Source organism: Clostridioides sp. ES-S-0001-03, from assembly GCF_020676075.1.
In the GTDB taxonomy this organism is placed as follows: domain Bacteria; phylum Bacillota; class Clostridia; order Peptostreptococcales; family Peptostreptococcaceae; genus Clostridioides.
The window spans coordinates 122,430-138,607 of the sequence record NZ_JACVWJ010000005.1 but is presented as its reverse complement, the minus strand read 5'-3'; the positions used below and the strand labels follow the sequence as shown (position 1 = coordinate 138,607).

The following is a 16,178-nucleotide window of genomic DNA, read 5'->3' as shown; positions in this document are numbered from 1 at the left end:
ATGAAGTTTAGTAAAAGAATATTAGCATTAGGTATTTCAGCATTATTATTAAGTGTTAGTTTTCCAACATCAGCAAATGCACTAGATAAAATCGAAAATATCAAGGGAACGGATAAATATGAAACAGCTGGTATTATTTCTGATAAGCAAGATTATACAACAGCTGTACTTATCAACTCGGATTCTACGATGGTCGATGGTATTTCTGCTAGTGGTCTTGCAGGGGTAAATAATGCAGCAATTTTATTAACTAATAAGAATGATATACCAGAAGCCACTTTACAAAGGCTTAATAGAGTTACTAAGATATATATAATAGGTGGCGAAAATACTATAAGTAAAGATGTAGAAAAAATGCTACTTATGAGAAGAATGCAGGTTATAAGAATTGATGGAGTAGATAGAGTAGATACAAGTTATAAAATTGCAGCTGAAATAGAAAAGATAAAGAGTAGTGATAAGACGTTTTTAGTAAATGGATTTAAAGACGAGGCTGATGCAGTGAGTGTTGCGTCTGTTGCATACAGAGATGGTGCTCCTATTTTATTGACAAAGGATATAGCTTCAGCAGAAGAAGATACAGATTTAGACCCATGGTTTGGTGTTTCACCTGTTCCAGTATATGCTATTGGAGGAAAATCTACACTAAGTGATTATATAGTAAGTAGATATAGAGCAACTAGAATTGATGGTAGTGATAGATATGAAACTAATAAGAATGTAATTAAGAAGTTTTATAATGAAACAAAAGAGTTTTATGTGGCAAGTGGAGATGATTTAGTTTATGCTTTAGTTGCTTCACCAATGGCTAAAAACGCTCCTGTTGTTTTAGTTTCAGACAAAAGCGATAAGAGTATATTAAATAATGCTAATAAAGTTACTGCAATAGGTATAAATGATAATAAGGTTATAGAGCAATGTTTAGAAGCTACAAAATAATAAAATGTTGTTAGTAAAATGAATACATAATATATAGTAAAAGTCAGTATAATGCTTATATTTTAGTGATATATAATGTATAAATGTTAAACTATATGAATCTTCTAGTTGATTTTATGATAAAAATCAATTAGAAGGTTTTTTTATTAAAATTATGTATCAAAATTATATACTAAATTGAATTGTATATGTTAAAAAAGAGTACGTGAGCTATTCATATATACGAATCAATTATCCTCATAAGTGAAAATGTGAATGGAGTCATACACAAAATTGTATGACAATTCCATCCTATCACGTTTACATCAAAAAAGAAGATATGATGCCTATTTTTTATAAAGAATAAATCTCATAAGAGTTATCTTCTTTTAGCTTTTCTAACCAAACCATTTCTAAAATATCTAATTCTTCTAAGTAGTCTTTTTTAGTTTTGTTATCATCGTGTTTTATAAGTTCTAAAATTTCAAATGTAAATGTTTTTTCTCCATATTTTTTCCAATCATTGTTTAAATCTCTTACCATACATGACCCAGCACCAAGTTGAAATTTGAGGGAGTTAAACTTGCTTTTTATGTCATTGCTCTTTCCAAGATAAATCTTTTTAGTAGTATCACTTTTTATCATAAATACACCAATGTCAAATTTCATTTCCTTATATAGTTGTTTTAATTCACGTTTTCTATCCATTTTCTTAGTACCTCTCTTTATAATTAATATGTAATATGTAATATGTAAAATTATTTATATATTACATATTATTATAAAGAGATTAATTTCAAATGTAAATAGATTTTGATAAAATTAATTATAAGTTTACTATTACTTAGTATCAATATCTAGGCTAATTAGAGTTATTATATGACTTAATATTATATAAAATTAAAAGAAGAGTTGACATGATGAAAATTATAGAATAAACTAAAAATGTAATAGTTAATAAATCTTAACTATTACATTCAAAGGAGGCTGTTATTATGAATAAAAATATAGAATTAATTGGAAACTTTGCAAGTGATTGGATTCGCTATAGTGATTATGAATATAAAATTACTGAAGAAGATGAACTGTATATAGTACCAACAGAAGATGCTGTATTTACTATGTACAATCCATTTGATGTTGCAGATGAAATTATAGTAGATATAATTCGCATAGGACAAGAAGCATTACAAGAGATATCAAAAGAAACTAAAGAAATGAGATTAAAAAAAGAAGTACTTGAATTTGTAAAGAAATATGGGTTGTTAGGATTAATTTATTCAAGTGTATATAATAGAGATATTGTTGGTGAAGAAAGAGTACTGATGATTGAAAAGAATTATATTACAAAAGAGAATATATTGAATAATGATGAGTATGTAAATATGTTCATCCCATTTGCAAGTGATGAAGATGTATACTTTAAAAAATATAAACGAGGTATAGATGTATCAAAACGAGAGGAATCACCCAAGTTTTTTGGAAAAAGACCATTGATTTTAGATTTAGTATTTTCAAGGTTTTATACAGAACAATTGGATTGGATTGTAAATTTTGCTAAGGATATGTGTAGACATTTTAATCAAATTTGTGTCTATAAAAACATGTCTAACCTACTAACTGAAAGTGTGACTATTATGTCTGGAGGGTTTAACCCTCAAAAGATTGGATTTTCTATAAGTCAATTAGATAAACCCACAATTGCATGGGAATTTAATTCTTTAAAAACAGCTATTGAAACTATATATGCATTTGCAATTACAAGTGAACCTGCATCTTTAAATAAATGTAAGTATTGTGGAAAGATTTATATACCTACAAATTCTAAATCTCAATACTGTTCACCTTCCTGTAGAAATTGCTCAAATGTAAAGAAAAGCAGAAGTAGAGCTAAAAAAGATAAGTAAATTAATATATCATTCTTTAGATTTTAATTATAAATAACTATTAAATTGATGAATAGTTATAAAAAATATATCTGAGTAATGATATATTTTTTTTATTGAAAAATTTAATTAAAATAGTAATTTTGAGTTGACAAAAACTACTTATAATAATATTATTATAAGTAGTTCTATAAGTTAATAAATATACTAATTTAAATATAACATAAAATGAATTAAAAGTCAATAGAAAAAATAAAAAAGGAGAATTTTAAAATGATATCACCTATTATTTTGAGTTCTATGCATCAAAATTTAAAGGAAATAGAAAGAAATGAATTGCTTGAAACTAATAAAGAATCTAAGTGTTATGGTCTAGTACTTTCTGAAGCGGATGTAAAAGATATAATAACTTCAAGAAATGATACTTTAAAGGGATATGGAAGAATAGAATTAGATATAAAAGTTACAAAACAATTAATAGAAAACATATATACATCACAGTTTACGAATATGGATGATTATTTAGAAATTATTAATGATATGCAAGAAATCTTTTATTACTTAAAAAATGAAACAGATGATAAAATTTGTGATGATGAAATTATAGAAATACTTGATGAACTTTATGAAAAATTTACAGGGAATATGGATAATGTAAGGGGAGAAGCAGAGGAATTTGCAAAAAAGTTTAAATTTGGAGAAGTTTAATCTAATGAGAGGGGAAACTTACTATGTCAAATAATAATCTAACCAACATCAATATAAATGAAAATAATCTAATAAAAAATCAGTATGCAATATCTCTACTTAAAGAATGTATGGATTGTAAAGTAATAAATGAGAGAGAAGTATATAACATACAACAGGAAATATCCTTAATTCTTATAGATTTAATTAAAAAATATACAAATGGTCAAAGTACATCAGTAAAGACTGAAGTTGCTGAAAAATTATTGCTTTCAATTTGGTATTCTATTGATGCATATGTAAGTAAACTTGAAAGTATAGAAAAAAGAGTTGCAGAATTGACGTCTAAAAATATTAAGTATGTATACTTAGAAGGCATTAAAATTCTTGAATATGATTTACTTGAGTTAGAAAAATTTTATGAAGTAATGAAAAGTAGAAAATTAGACACTAATTTAATGGCGTATAATGATACTTTAATGGAACTGTCTGGTTTCTTTAAAAACTATAGTATAAAATTTGAAGCATATGATATTCCAGTGAGTATAGATTATCCATTGGCATTAGATGATATGGATATTCAAGGAATTTATTATGTGAAAAATTATATTGAGAGTATGGATATAGAAAATAGATTTTGTAATTTATTTAGAAAGAAAGATAGAGAAAAATTATTTTATGATTATGGAATAACTTATAAAATAGATTGTGATGTTATACTTATAAATTTATTTGAACTTATTATAAATAACTCTATTTTCTCTACAATTTTAGGTAATGAATCAACTAATTTGAAGATTTCAGAATATGAATATGAATTTTTAGAAAAACAATTTAAAAACATATACAATCATACTTTTGAAGATGAAATTAAGCAATATGAGGAAAATAATGTAGTTGAATTTATTGAAGAAAGTAATAGTTTTGATTTTAATAATTCTGAAGAGCTCAATAAAGAAAGTATAATAAATGAAAAAATAGTTTTATTGCTTGAAGAAGCAATTGATGTTTTGATAGAAAGATTAAATATAGAAGATGAAGCCATGATAAAATACATAAAAGCATATGAGAAGATATTTATTGAGTCTGTACTAAGTTCAATAAAAAGTGGCACTTTTAAAAGTATGATAACTGTAAGTAAGAATGAAAGTGAACCTTTAGAAAAGTATATTGTTGATGATGAAAATAAATTAGATGATGAGTCATTTAGAGCGATATTCAATGCTGTACTAGAGAGTACTTCTATAATTGAAAAAATAAAAATAATAAAGGAAAATATCAATGCAAAAAAAGACTTTATTGATATTCTTGAATCTGAGTGCTTATTTGGGGATGATTATCTAATGCTATTTGCTTCATTAAGTGAATTTGAATTGGCAATACTAGGAAGTGTAGTATTTTATGAAGATATGAGAATGGAAGAAATTAATTTATTAGAACTATTACTAAACAAAAATAATAAAACTACACCATGGAAAAGAGAGTACATTGAATTTATGAAGAAAAAAAATAAGGAAAAAATACATTGTATAGAAGAATATATAAATCAAATTAATTAACAAAAAATTGTGAATAAATAGAATGTTAGTATATAATATAATTTGTAAAGCATATCAAAAATACATATCTGTGGAGGAGACTATGAAAGAATATATTATAAATAATATTGAGGAGATAAGAGAAGAATTAATTGATTTATCTAAAAAAATATGGGAAAATCCAGAATTAGCTTTTGAAGAAAAGTATGCAAGCAGTATTCAAAAGGAATATCTAAAGTCAAAAGGATTTGAAATTGAAGAAGTAGACAATTTACCCACTGGATTTATAGCGAGTTTTGGAGAAGGTAAGCCAGTAATTGGAATACTTGGCGAATATGATGCTTTGCCAGAACTATCACAATCTGTGAGTACAGAAAAAAATCCATTGGTAGAGGGAGAATCTGGACATGGATGTGGTCATAATTTATTGGGTGTAGCAGGTGTAGGAGCAGTCGTTTCTATCAAAGAACTTATGGAAAAAAATAAATTTAATGGAACAATAAAATATTTTGGTTGTCCTGCTGAAGAAGAAGGTGGAGGAAAGACTGTAATGTGTGTAAATGGATGTTTTGATAATGTAGATTGCGCATTTACATGGCATCCTTTTGATATAAATGGCACATGGAGAGGTGGAAGTCTGGCAAATTTATCTGCTAGATTTAAGTTTAAGGGAATAACAGCACATGCAGCTCAAGCCCCTCATAATGGTAGAAGCGCATTAGATGCTGTTGAACTTATGAATGTAGGAGCAAATTATTTAAGAGAACATGTAATTGACTCTATAAGAATGCATTATGTTATAACTAATGGTGGAGGAAGACCTAATGTAGTTCCTGGTTTTGCGGAAAGTTGGTATTTTATAAGAGGTAAAAAAGCAAAGGATGCAGAGAATGTTCTTGATAGGCTAATAAAAGTGGCACAAGGAGCAGCTATGATGACAGAGACTGAAATGGAGTATGTAATTACTGATGGGATTTATGATTATATACCAAATCAGTGTTTAACTGATTTAGTATACGATAATATGATTCTTGTTGGAACTCCTAAAACTACTCCTGAAGAAGAAGAATTTGCAAAAAAATTATGTGCTACTCTTACTAAGGATGAGAGACTAGGTGTAGCTACAGCATTCCAAGACGATAAATCTATTGTGGACAGTTATATACATCATGGTATAGCTGATGGAGCAGAAGATAAGGGATTAGCTGGTTCTACTGATGTTGGAGATGTAAGTTATGTGATACCAGTAGCTCAATTTGCAATGGCAGCATGGCCTGTTGGTGTGGCAAGCCACACATGGCAGTCATGTGCATCAGCTGGTTCAAGTATAGGATTTTCAGCTATGATAAATTCAGCTAAGGTATTGGCTTGTAGTGCTTATGATGTATTTATGAATACTAAGATTATTGATGAGGCAAATATAGAGTTTGAAAAATCATTAGATGGACAAAAATTTAAACCATTGGTATAATCTTGGTAATAAAAATATTTCTGGGGGGGAATAACTATGAGAGAACAAGTTGAAAAAGTACTTGAACAAAAGATAAAACCTGTATTACAAAGAGATGGTGGAGATGTAGAGCTTATAGATGTAAATGAGAATGGTGTAGTTTTAGTTAGATTACAAGGTGCTTGTAGTGGATGTCCAGGAGCAACTATGACAATAAAAGCTGTTATTGAAAATGTTTTGGTAAGCGAAGTTCCAGGAGTAACTCAAGTGTTAGGTGTTTAATAAATTTAAATTATACATAAGGATTTATTAAGCTGTGTAAAAGAGTAAGTAAAACATTATAGATATATATGAAAAAGTGTGTAAGTGTATATTCATTTTCCTACACACTTTTTTTTATTTATTATCCAGCCATACCAATAAACATACCTATAAAGTATGGAATTAACCAGATAGTCCATACAACTATACTAAACTTATGGAAGAATTTTTTCTTATCTTCATCGTCCTTATACAAAACAAAAGTAGCCCAGCCTGCATGAAAAAGCATAAGCACAATTGCTAGGAGACCAGTTATACTATGAAGATTTTGGGACAATACAGACTTCACTTCAAAAGCGTGGCTATTAGCTATATTACTCATTGTAAATGTTCCTAAAGTATCAAATATTAAACCAAGCCAAAATATAATTACATGTTTCTTTTTTAAAATTTTAGCTTTTCTTTCTCCAAATACACCTATAGTGTAAAAAATTAAAGCTGATGTTATAAACACTATTGCAAGTATTAATTTAGAACTCATAATTATCTCTCCTTTATTTTTGCTAATATATTTCTAAGATTTTTTACTAATTCATTTAATTCTTTTTCATCACAATTTTTAAAAATACCATCAAAGCTTTCTTGCATTTTACTTTTAAAATTTGTGGCGAATTCAAGTCCATCCTCTGTAAATTTAACATATGTATTTCTCTTATCATCATATTTTTTGAACTTTTCTACATATCCAAATTGCTCTAATCTACTGATTATACCTGATACCGTTCCTTTAGCTAAAGACATCTCATCGCATAGTTGTGAAATTGTTAGTTCTTGATTATGAGCTATTAGCTTTATAACTATAATCTGTTGATGTGTTAATCCATTTTCCTTAAAATTTTCCTCTACTGTGTACATTGTTTTAGAATAGAGTTCTTTTAGAAGCATAGCTATTCTAAAACAATCATAATTAGTTTTCAATAAAATCACCTCTTAGATAGTTTGCATAGAAACTAATATAATATAGTTTCAGTAAATAGTCAATATAAAATTTAATAATTATGTAATAAATAAGAGATTAGTAATATCATAAAAATTTAATTTTAGGTAAAAATAAAACAATTTGATGAAATTTTAACAATTTTTCAAAAGTTTGTTTACACACAACATAAATGATGCTAAAATTGGTTTATAGATAAATATTTAAAATTTAATTTTTATTTAATGATAATAAAACCACGAAGGTTTAAACGTCGATTGACGCTTGCTTTTGGTGGTTTTTTTTATTGCAACAAAGGGGGAATAGGGGTTTGTTAAAGGATATAGTTAAAAAGTTGTTGCAGTTTATTTTAGTAATGTTTTTATTATCTTTTGTGGTTTTTTATATGGCAAGACTTGCTCCAGGAGACCCATTAATTTCTTACTATGGAGATGGTGTAGAAAGAATGAGTACTCAAGAAAAAGAAAATGCTATGAAAAAACTTGGTCTAAACGAACCAATATACAGTCAATATATAAAATGGATTTCAGATGCATCAAAAGGAGAATTTGGGATTTCATTTAAATATAAGCAAAATGTTACTTCTGTTATAAATGATGTTTATATAAATACTATCATATTAGGTGGTTCAGGATACATACTTACCTTTGTTCTAGCATTACTTTTAGGAATTTTTTGTACATTGCATGAAGATAAGCTTATAGATAGGGTTATATGTAAACTAGGTACGATAACCAATTGTATTCCATCATTCTGGGTTGCTTTAGTACTTATACTTATATTCAGTATAAATCTAAGTATACTTCCAAGTAGTGGAGCTTATTCAATGGGAGAGGAATATAGTATATCAAGTAGGATATCTCATTTAATATTACCTCTTACAGTACTTATATTGAGCCATTTATGGTATTACACATATATGATAAGAAATAAATTGCTAGAAGAAATAAGAGAAGATTATGTATTGCTATGTAAAGCAAAAGGTTTAAACAATAGAACCATTGTTTTTAAGCATTGCCTGAGAAATATAATGCCATCATATATAAGTATCATGGCTATTTCAATACCTCATATATTAGGAGGAACTTATGTAGTTGAAAAGGTTTTTTCTTATCCAGGGTTAGGAACTCTTTGTTTTGAGAGTGCAAAGTATCACGATTATAATATGTTATTAGTTTTATGTCTAATAACAGGAGCTTTAGTGGTATTTGGAAATATGCTAGCTCAAATTATAAACAATAAAATAGACCCTAGAATGAAGTACGATAGAGGTGATAACAATGAAGCCGCAATGTAGTGATTTTGAGATTGTAGGAGAAAATTATATTTCAGTAGTAAAAGATGAACAAATAGAAATAAAAAAAACTCTGTTTGAAAAATTTAAACAGTTACCATATATATCAATCATAATTTTATCCATTATAGTTATTGGAAGTGTATTTTCATCTTTGATAATGACACATGAGCCAACATATATGGATTTAGTAAGTTCTAATTTAGCTCCAAGTAAAGATTTTTTCTTTGGAACAGATTCAATGGGAAGAGATATATATTCTATGATATGGTATGGAGGAAAAATATCTTTATTTATAGGAATATTTTCGACAATAATATCAACTATTATAGGAATTGTTTATGGTAGCATAAGCGGTTCAGCATCTGAGCTTGTAGATGATGCAATGATGAGATTTACAGAAATCATACTTAGTATACCATCAATATTAATTATAATATTTGTACAAGCGATACTTGGGAATTCAAATCCAATATCTATGTCCATAGTAATAGGGATAACAAGTTGGATGAATATATCTAAGATTGTAAGGACTGAAGTTAGACAAATAAGAAATAGTGAGTACATACTAGCAGCTAAAAGTATGGGTGGAGGATTTTTATATATATTAAAACAGCACTTACTTCCAAACTTTGTTGCATCAATAATGTTTATGGTAGTAACAAATATAGGTGCAGCTATTGGAACTGAGTCAACACTGAGTTTTTTAGGAATTGGTTTGCCAATAGAAATTGTTTCTTGGGGAAGTATGCTATCTTTATCAGAAGAAGCACTGCTTTCAAATAGATGGTGGATTATCCTAATTCCAGGTATATTTTTAGTTACTACATTGGTCTGTATAACTAATATTGGTAATTATATAAGAAAGAGCAATAATAAAAAATCAAGTAATTTATAAATCAGCGTTTTAAGTGTTAAATAAGCAAATACTAAGGTATTTGAAATATCTATTTAAATAAATGGGGTCAAAGCTTTAAAAAATATTTATTATTAAAAGCAAAAGGGGGAGCATCATGAAATTAAAAAAATTAAAAGTTTTAAGTCTAGTAATGATACTTAGTCTAATGGCAGGCTGTTCGAGTGCAGGAAATGGGGACAAAAAAACAGATAAACCTAAAGATGGTAAAGTACTTGTTTATGGAAGTAATGACTATACAAGTATAAATCCAGCACTATATGAACATGGCGAAATAAATTCATTGATATTTAATGGATTAACAGCTCATGATGAAAATAATAAAGTAGTTCCTTGTCTAGCAAAAGATTGGAAATTTGATGAAGCAACAAATACATATACTTTTAATTTAAGAGATGATGTTAAGTGGCATGATGGAGAGAAATTTACAGCAAATGATGTTAAATTCACAATGGAAACTATAATGAATCCAGACAATGCTTCTGAAATAGCATCAAATTATGAAGATATAACAAAAATTGATGTAATTAATGATACTACTATAAAAATTGCTTTAAAAGCACCAAATACAGCAATGCTTGATTATTTAACAGTTGGAATATTACCAAAACATGCATTAGAAGGTAAAGATATAACTACTGATGGATTTAATCAAAAACCAATAGGTACTGGACCATTCAAACTTGAAAAATGGGATAAAGGGCAAAGTATAACACTTGTTAAAAATAGTGATTATTTTGTAAAAGAGCCAGGACTGGATAAAGTAGTATTTAAGATTGTACCAGATGACAAAGCTAAAGCAATGCAATTAAAATCAGGTGAATTAGATTTAGCACAAGTAACTCCTAAAGATATGTCTAATTTTGAGAAAGACGAAAAGAATTTTAAAGTAAATATAATGAAAACTGCAGATTATAGAGGTATACTATATAACTTCAATTCTAAATTCTTTAAAGATGAAAAGACTAAAGGATTACCAAATGCTTTAAGTTATGCAATAGATAGAAAAGCAATAGTTGATAGTGTATTATTGGGTCATGGTGTAGCCGCATATTCACCTTTACAAATGGGACCATATAATAATCCTGATATAGAGAAATTTGAATATAATCCAGAAAAGGCTAAGCAAGAAATTGAAAAATTAGGTTGGAAGTTAGGTTCTGATGGAATATATGAAAAAGAAGGTACTAAATTAGCTTTTGAAATAACAGCTGGCGAAAGTGACCAAGTTAGAGTTGATATGGCTAAAATATGTGCACAACAGCTAAAAGAAATAGGTGTTGATGCTAAAGCTGTAGTTGTAACTGAAACAGATTGGGCTAATCAAGATGCGCACTTAATCGGTTGGGGAAGTCCATTTGACCCAGATGACCATACATATAAAGTATTTGGAACAGATAAAGGTGCAAACTACAGTGCTTATTCTAATCCTACTATAGACAAAATACTTCAACAAGCAAGAGAAACAGAAAATAAAGATGAAAAATTAAAGTTATATAAACAATTCCAAGTAGAGATGACTAAAGATATGCCATATACATTTATTGCTTATATAGATGCTATATATGTTGGAAAACCAAATATAAAAGGTTTAACACCTGATACAGTTTTAGGTCATCATGGTGTAGGGATATTCTGGAACATAGCTGATTGGACAATAGAATAATAGTTAGATTAATTAGAAACCTTAGGGATGAAATATATCCCTAAGGTTTGAATAGCATAGGGGTTGATGGTTTTTGGAACATTTATTGGAGGTTAATAATCTATCTGTAAGCTTTAAAATAGAAGAAGGCGAAGTACAGGCTGTGAGAGATGTGTCCTTTACCCTAAAAAGGGGTGAAACACTAGCTATAGTTGGAGAATCTGGTTGTGGAAAATCTGTATTATGCAAAAGTTTGATAAAGATACTTCCATATAATGGATATATCAAAAGTGGAGAGGTTCTATTTAAATCAAAGGACTTAGTTAAAAAATCTGAGAAAGAAATGGAAGATATTAGAGGAAGAGATATATCAATGATATTTCAAGACCCTATGACATCTTTGAATCCAACCATATCAATAGGAAAGCAAATAACTGAAGCTATAGTAATCCATCAAGGCATAAGTAAAAGTGAAGCTAAGAAAAGAGCTATAGAGCTTATTGAATTAGTTGGGATAGATAATCCTGAAAAAAGATTTAAACAATTTCCGCATCATTTTTCAGGAGGAATGAGGCAACGTATAGTAATTGCTATAGCACTAGCTTGTAATCCAGAAGTATTAATTGCTGATGAGCCTACAACAGCCTTGGATGTGACTATACAAGCTCAAATAATTGACTTAATAAAAGAACTACAAAATAAAATAGGCTTATCAATAATATTTATAACTCATGATTTAGGTGTAGTTGCAACTATGGCTGATAGGATAGCAGTTATGTATGCAGGTAAGATTGTAGAAATAGGAACAGTAGAAGATATATTTTATGACCCTAGACATCCATATACTTGGGGATTATTAGGTTCATTACCTACTTTAGATTCACAAGAAGATTATTTGTATAATATACCTGGAATGCCTCCAAATTTATTAAATCCTCCAAAGGGGGATGCATTTGCAGTAAGAAATAAAAATGCTCTTAGGATAGATTATGAAAAGGAGCCACCAATGTTTAAAATTAATGATACACACAGTGCAGCAACTTGGTTATTGCATCCAGATGCACCTAAAATAAATATACCAGTTAGGGTAAATGGTGGAAGGGTGATTTCTAATGAATAAAGAAAAAATACTAGAAATAAAAAATTTAAAACAATATTTTCATTTGGATAAAAGTACTATTGTAAAAGCAGTTGATGATATAAGTTTTGATATATATAAAGGAGAGATATTTGGTTTAGTAGGAGAATCTGGTTCAGGAAAATCTACAACTGGTAAAACTATAATAAAGTTACATGAGCCTACTGGTGGAGACGTAATTTATAAGGGAAATTGTATCTCAGATAAAAAATCATATAAATTTGTAAAAAAAGATGTAAATAAAAGTATGCAGATTATTTTTCAAGATTCTACCTCATCATTAAATCCTCGTATGACAATTGGAGATATAATTTCAGAGCCACTTAAAATTCAGGGTGTCTGTAAAAATAAAGCAGAAAGACTGGATAAAGTCTATGAGATGTTAAATTTAGTGGGACTTGATAGAAGCTATGCAAATAAATATCCTTCTGACTTTTCAGGTGGGCAAAGACAACGTATTGGTATAGCTCGAGCTCTTTCAGTAGACCCAGAGTTTATAATAGCTGATGAACCGATAGCCTCTTTAGATGTGTCTATACAAGCACAAATAGTAAATTTATTTAAAAAATTACAGAAAGAAAAGAATTTAACTTGTTTATTTATAGCGCATGATTTATCTATGGTGAGACATATTAGTGACCGTATAGGAGTTATGCATAATGGAAAATTAGTAGAATTAGCGAATTCAGAAGAGTTGTATAATAATCCTATACATCCATATACAAAGTCTTTACTTTCTGCAATTCCTATTCCTGACCCAAGATATGCTAAGGTAAGAAATAGAGTGGAATATAATTATAGTATGTATAATTGTTCAAGTGATGAGTTATCAAGTTGGATTGAGGTTTCAGATGGTCATTTTGTATATGCTTCTAAATCAGATATAAATAAATACCAACAAAATTTAAAAGTTGTTTAGTGTAAAAACCATTCTAGGTAAGAGTTGCTTATTTAGAGTGGTTTTTATGTATGTAAATTTATGTGTAAAAGTGTAAGCTTTAGAACGTTCCCTTTAATTATTATATTTAAAAATTTTATGATTAAAGTGTTAGCAAGTAGCATATTATTTTATAAAGGTTTATATAAAATACTTAAAATTGTTCTATATTTTGTCTTTAAATATATTAATATTAAAAAATTTACACTTTTAACAGGATTTATGTAAGTGTTTATAGAAATAAATAAGTATGTACATAATACATAATTATTTTTTATAATTCTAAAATAAAAGAATGGAGAGATAGCTATGAAGTGGAGAGATTATGCTGATGATGTAAACTTATTTGAGGATTTTGATAGAAGTATCAAACCTCTAACTGACGAACAAAGAAAGAAAAATATAAACACTTTAATTGCATATTTTTCAAAAGAAGTTCCTTCTAAAATATACAATTTATCAAATGATGAAATCAAGCCTAGAGATATACTTAGAGGACTTCTTAATGTATATCCACCAAAAGAAATTGCTCCAGAGATACTTAGTATGTTACATAACTTATTGTTAATTGAATGTGAAGAAAGAGAGTTAGTAGATGTAAATGATATAGAAGAAGTTGAGGAAGGCATTGCTATATGGAGAGGCAATATAACTAATTTAAAAGCAGATGCAATAGTAAATGCTGCAAACAATAAGCTATTAGGATGTTTACAACCATTACATTTATGTGTAGATAATGAGATACATTCATGCGCAGGTCCTAGACTTAGAGAAGATTGTGACAAAATAATAAAAAAACAAGGACATTTAGAATATACAGGAGATGCTAAAATAACTAGAGGTTATTGTCTACCTGCAAAATTTGTAGTACACACTGTTGGACCTATTGTATCTGGTGGTCAGCCAAGCAAAGAACAGGAAAAACAATTACTACATTGCTACAAATCATCTCTAAATACTATAAGAGAAATTGATGAAATAAAGAATATCGTTTTTTGTGGTATTTCTACAGGGGTATTTGGATATCCAAAAAAAGAAGCAGCTAATCTTGCTGTAAATAGAGTGAGATTATGGCTAAAAGAAAATCCTGAGAAAAATTTAAAAGTTGTATTTAATGTATTCACAGAAGAGGAAGAAGAAAAATATAGAAGAATATTTAGATAGCACTTGCCAATAAAGTATCTAGTAATATTTATTAGATAAGGCAATAGCTTATAAATATTAATGATTGATAAAATATAATTTGTAATTTTAGTAGATTAATAGGTATAATAGAAATCATAAGAGTAGTATAAGTAGCGATTGTATTACTTTTAAAAAACAAAATATAGGAAAATTAAATGGTAAATAAATATGAAAAATAGTTTTAAGAATTATATTAGTTTAAGAAATAAGGTAATAATTGTATCAGTTGTATTTCTGTTAATACCGTTAATCATATCGTATATATTTGGCAAATTGGTGTACGATAGCTCAGTTGGCTCAGAACAGTTAATAAAAAAAGAAGATGTATTAAAAGTATTTTCTAAGAGGAAAGATAAGCCCTTAGATAAATTGAAAAACTACAAGACAGATGAGCTGATGATACAAAGTTCTAATAATTACAAACTTGAAAGTCTTTTTATGAATTCAAATATAAAAACAAAAAATACTATTATAATTGTTCATGGAATGGGAAGTAATCACTATGAAATGCTAAAAATAGCATATGAATACTTAGATAAAGGTTATAATGTATTGATTTACAATCAAAGAAATACTGGTAATAGTGGAGGCGACAATTATACATTTGGTCTTTATGAGAGATATGATTTAGATAGTATAGTTAAGTTTGTAAAAAATAAATTCCCAGATGGTAAATTGGGAATCCATGGATTTTCTATGGGTGCAGGAACAGCTGCTATGCATACAGCTATAAACTCAGAAAGTCAAGAGGTCGATTTTTATATATTGGATTCTCCATATTCTGAAATGAAGGATGCCATTAGAATGGGAGTAATAGAAAAACATATACCAAATGTATTAGTAAATTATGTCGTAGCATGTGGGGATGTGTATAATAAATTTAAATCTGGATTTTGGTATAGTGATGTAGAACCATATAAGGCAATCGAAAAGAGTAATGTTCCTATACTATTTATACATGGAACAAAAGACACTGTTTGTAATTATCAAAATAGCCAAACCATGTATGACTTAGTCAAGCATAATAAAAAAGAGCTATGGCTCATAGAAGGTATTGAACATGTTGCTGGATATGACTCTGATAGTAGAGCATATTTCAATAGAATTTTTAGGTTTATAGATAGTAGTATTATCAATTAATAGAAATTAGTTGTATATTTTAATAGCTTATTTATTTTATTACAAAATAAATAAGCTATTTTTCATATTAAATATAAATATTTAATATGAATTAATTGATTATGAAAATGAAAATAACTACCAATTAAATTCACCTGTACCTCAAATAAAAGAGTTAGTATTATATACAATAAAATCTAACGAAAA

16 protein-coding genes are annotated in these 16,178 nt (G+C 28.0%); 13 read left to right on the top strand and 3 right to left on the bottom strand.

Features of this window, described 5'->3' with window-relative positions; translation table 11 throughout:
* Nucleotides 1–939, top strand: coding sequence for a cell wall-binding repeat-containing protein (locus IC174_RS11725; RefSeq protein WP_227433339.1), 939 nt, complete (start codon nucleotides 1–3; stop codon nucleotides 937–939).
* Between the two features lie 333 nt (nucleotides 940–1,272).
* Here the strand turns inward: IC174_RS11725 and IC174_RS11720 are convergent, their stop codons facing one another.
* The gene (locus IC174_RS11720; RefSeq protein WP_227482965.1) at nucleotides 1,273–1,626 is read right to left on the bottom strand and encodes a GIY-YIG nuclease family protein; all 354 of its coding nucleotides are present in this window, start codon (nucleotides 1,624–1,626) and stop codon (nucleotides 1,273–1,275) included.
* 287 nt (nucleotides 1,627–1,913) lie between these two features.
* Between IC174_RS11720 and IC174_RS11715 the strand changes: the two genes are divergently transcribed.
* The 5 genes from IC174_RS11715 (at nucleotide 1,914) to IC174_RS11695 (ending at nucleotide 6,761) form a co-directional block, all read left to right on the top strand.
* Nucleotides 1,914–2,825 carry a recombination protein NinG gene (locus IC174_RS11715; RefSeq protein ID WP_227482964.1) on the top strand — a complete coding sequence of 304 codons (912 nt, stop codon included), beginning with the start codon at nucleotides 1,914–1,916 and terminating at the stop codon, nucleotides 2,823–2,825.
* Nucleotides 2,826–3,077: 252 nt separating this feature from the next.
* A complete protein-coding gene (locus IC174_RS11710) occupies nucleotides 3,078–3,512 on the top strand; it encodes a DUF6323 family protein (protein ID WP_227433336.1) in 435 nt (144 codons plus the stop codon).
* Nucleotides 3,513–3,535: 23 nt separating this feature from the next.
* Complete coding sequence (locus tag IC174_RS11705) at nucleotides 3,536–5,050, top strand: DUF6179 domain-containing protein (RefSeq protein ID WP_227482963.1); 1,515 nt, start codon at nucleotides 3,536–3,538, stop codon at nucleotides 5,048–5,050.
* Nucleotides 5,051–5,132: 82 nt separating this feature from the next.
* Nucleotides 5,133–6,500, top strand: coding sequence for a M20 family metallopeptidase (locus IC174_RS11700; RefSeq protein ID WP_227433334.1), 1,368 nt, complete (start codon nucleotides 5,133–5,135; stop codon nucleotides 6,498–6,500).
* Between the two features lie 36 nt (nucleotides 6,501–6,536).
* On the top strand, nucleotides 6,537–6,761 hold the full coding sequence (locus tag IC174_RS11695; RefSeq protein ID WP_227433333.1) for a NifU family protein: 225 nt from the start codon (nucleotides 6,537–6,539) through the stop codon (nucleotides 6,759–6,761).
* Nucleotides 6,762–6,882: 121 nt separating this feature from the next.
* On the opposite strand, the gene IC174_RS11690 is transcribed toward IC174_RS11695, so the two are convergent.
* Entirely contained in the window at nucleotides 6,883–7,281 is a 399-nt protein-coding gene (locus tag IC174_RS11690; protein WP_227433332.1) for an HsmA family protein, read from the bottom strand.
* A 2-nt stretch (nucleotides 7,282–7,283) separates the two neighbouring features.
* Nucleotides 7,284–7,718 carry a MarR family winged helix-turn-helix transcriptional regulator gene (locus IC174_RS11685; RefSeq protein ID WP_255605859.1) on the bottom strand — a complete coding sequence of 145 codons (435 nt, stop codon included), beginning with the start codon at nucleotides 7,716–7,718 and terminating at the stop codon, nucleotides 7,284–7,286.
* A 329-nt stretch (nucleotides 7,719–8,047) separates the two neighbouring features.
* Here IC174_RS11685 and IC174_RS11680 point away from each other — a divergent pair, with 329 nt between their 5' ends.
* From IC174_RS11680 to IC174_RS11650, 7 genes are all read left to right on the top strand, one after another.
* Nucleotides 8,048–9,034: an ABC transporter permease gene (locus IC174_RS11680; RefSeq protein ID WP_227433331.1), complete on the top strand. Its 987-nt coding sequence runs from the start codon at nucleotides 8,048–8,050 to the stop codon at nucleotides 9,032–9,034.
* Nucleotides 9,018–9,929: an ABC transporter permease gene (locus IC174_RS11675; protein ID WP_227433330.1), complete on the top strand. Its 912-nt coding sequence runs from the start codon at nucleotides 9,018–9,020 to the stop codon at nucleotides 9,927–9,929. Before IC174_RS11680 ends, IC174_RS11675 begins: the two co-directional genes overlap by 17 nt.
* 115 nt (nucleotides 9,930–10,044) lie before the next feature.
* Entirely contained in the window at nucleotides 10,045–11,613 is a 1,569-nt protein-coding gene (locus tag IC174_RS11670) for an ABC transporter substrate-binding protein (RefSeq protein ID WP_227433329.1), read from the top strand.
* A gap of 73 nt (nucleotides 11,614–11,686) precedes the next feature.
* A complete protein-coding gene (locus IC174_RS11665) occupies nucleotides 11,687–12,712 on the top strand; it encodes an ABC transporter ATP-binding protein (RefSeq protein WP_227433328.1) in 1,026 nt (341 codons plus the stop codon).
* Nucleotides 12,705–13,649 carry an ABC transporter ATP-binding protein gene (locus tag IC174_RS11660; protein ID WP_227433327.1) on the top strand — a complete coding sequence of 315 codons (945 nt, stop codon included), beginning with the start codon at nucleotides 12,705–12,707 and terminating at the stop codon, nucleotides 13,647–13,649. Before IC174_RS11665 ends, IC174_RS11660 begins: the two co-directional genes overlap by 8 nt.
* A 327-nt stretch (nucleotides 13,650–13,976) precedes the next feature.
* A complete protein-coding gene (locus IC174_RS11655; protein WP_227433326.1) occupies nucleotides 13,977–14,831 on the top strand; it encodes a protein-ADP-ribose hydrolase in 855 nt (284 codons plus the stop codon).
* Between the two features lie 189 nt (nucleotides 14,832–15,020).
* On the top strand, nucleotides 15,021–15,992 hold the full coding sequence (locus IC174_RS11650) for an alpha/beta hydrolase (protein ID WP_227433325.1): 972 nt from the start codon (nucleotides 15,021–15,023) through the stop codon (nucleotides 15,990–15,992).
* Nucleotides 15,993–16,178: the final 186 nt, after the last annotated feature.

Excerpts from the sequence above, each read along its gene's own strand:
- IC174_RS11650 (WP_227433325.1), top strand. The coding sequence starts at position 15,021 with ATGAAAAATAGTTTTAAGAATTATATTAGTTTAAGAAATAAGGTAATA.
- IC174_RS11675 (WP_227433330.1), top strand. The coding sequence starts at position 9,018 with ATGAAGCCGCAATGTAGTGATTTTGAGATTGTAGGAGAAAATTATATT.
- IC174_RS11725 (WP_227433339.1), top strand. The coding sequence starts at position 1 with ATGAAGTTTAGTAAAAGAATATTAGCATTAGGTATTTCAGCATTATTA.
- IC174_RS11720 (WP_227482965.1), bottom strand. The coding sequence starts at position 1,626 with ATGGATAGAAAACGTGAATTAAAACAACTATATAAGGAAATGAAATTT.
- IC174_RS11660 (WP_227433327.1), top strand. The coding sequence starts at position 12,705 with ATGAATAAAGAAAAAATACTAGAAATAAAAAATTTAAAACAATATTTT.
- IC174_RS11690 (WP_227433332.1), bottom strand. The coding sequence starts at position 7,281 with ATGAGTTCTAAATTAATACTTGCAATAGTGTTTATAACATCAGCTTTA.
- IC174_RS11655 (WP_227433326.1), top strand. The coding sequence starts at position 13,977 with ATGAAGTGGAGAGATTATGCTGATGATGTAAACTTATTTGAGGATTTT.
- IC174_RS11705 (WP_227482963.1), top strand. The coding sequence starts at position 3,536 with ATGTCAAATAATAATCTAACCAACATCAATATAAATGAAAATAATCTA.
- IC174_RS11715 (WP_227482964.1), top strand. The coding sequence starts at position 1,914 with ATGAATAAAAATATAGAATTAATTGGAAACTTTGCAAGTGATTGGATT.
- IC174_RS11710 (WP_227433336.1), top strand. The coding sequence starts at position 3,078 with ATGATATCACCTATTATTTTGAGTTCTATGCATCAAAATTTAAAGGAA.
- IC174_RS11700 (WP_227433334.1), top strand. The coding sequence starts at position 5,133 with ATGAAAGAATATATTATAAATAATATTGAGGAGATAAGAGAAGAATTA.
- IC174_RS11670 (WP_227433329.1), top strand. The coding sequence starts at position 10,045 with ATGAAATTAAAAAAATTAAAAGTTTTAAGTCTAGTAATGATACTTAGT.
- IC174_RS11695 (WP_227433333.1), top strand. The coding sequence starts at position 6,537 with ATGAGAGAACAAGTTGAAAAAGTACTTGAACAAAAGATAAAACCTGTA.